This is a genomic window from Lipingzhangella rawalii (assembly GCF_031628175.1).
GTDB classification, from domain to species: domain Bacteria; phylum Actinomycetota; class Actinomycetes; order Streptosporangiales; family Streptosporangiaceae; genus Lipingzhangella_A; species Lipingzhangella_A rawalii.
Map to the genome: position 1 here is coordinate 1 of NZ_JAVLVT010000039.1, position 879 is coordinate 879.

Here is an 879-nt window from a genome sequence, read left to right on the forward strand (position 1 = left end):
TAGGCGGTGTTTTTTGAACTGGTGTTGGTGAGGTCGCGGAGCCAGATGCGGATGGAGGCGAGTTGGATGGTGCCCTCGTAGATCGTGGCTCGCTTGTCGTAGCGGGTCGCGACCGCGCGGTTCTGCTTGAGCAGGTTGAAACAGCGCTCCACGGTGTTGCGGCGCCGGTAGGCCTCTGGGTCGAAGGCGGGGGGTCGCCCGCCCGCCGAGCCCCGGCGTCGACGGTTCTCGCGCTGGTCATCGGGCTGAGCAATCGTGGCCGTGATTCCGCGGTGGCGCAGGTAGGCGCGGATCGCCGCCGAGGAGTAGGCCTTATCGCCCATCACCCGGTGGGGGCGCGTGCGCGCACGCCCCCGGCTGCGGGGCAGGCGCAGGCTCGCCAGCAACGGCGCGACCATGTGGGTGTCGCCGCGCTGGCCGGGACTGGTTGTGATCGCCAGCGGGCGGCGCCGGGTATCGGCCAGCAGGTGAATCTTGGTGTTCAGCCCGCCCCGGGAGCGCCCCAGGGCCTCGAATCCGTCCGGTTCCTCCCGCATCGCCTCCCCCTTTTGGCCGCTCCGGCGGCGTGGTGGTGGGCGCGGATGCTGCTGGAGTCGATACCGGCCTCCAGTTCCTGGCCGGTGTGGGCGTCAATGCGCAGCCGCTCAGCGATGCGGTGCCAGGTGCCATCGGTGGACCAGCGGCGGTGCCGCCCGGCGGCGGTCTCCCAGGGGCCGTACCGCTCGGGCAGGTCCCGCCAAGGGATACCGGTACGGATCCGAAACAGGATCGCGTTGATGACCCGACGGTGGTCGGCCCACCGGCCTCCCCTGGGCGGATCGGCGGGCATCAACGGGGCGAGCAGCGCCCATTCGGCATCGGTGAGTTCATGACGTCCGA

The 879-nt window shown here is 70.5% G+C and carries 1 protein-coding gene; it reads right to left on the bottom strand.

Features of this window, described 5'->3' with window-relative positions:
- Nucleotides 1-879 (bottom strand): IS5 family transposase gene (locus RIF23_RS20670; RefSeq protein ID WP_407659527.1). Its coding sequence is split into 2 segments (ribosomal slippage), with 877 coding nucleotides annotated over them: nt 1-512 and nt 515-879; the frame shifts between segments, so codons are not numbered across the junction. This gene is flagged as partial in the annotation.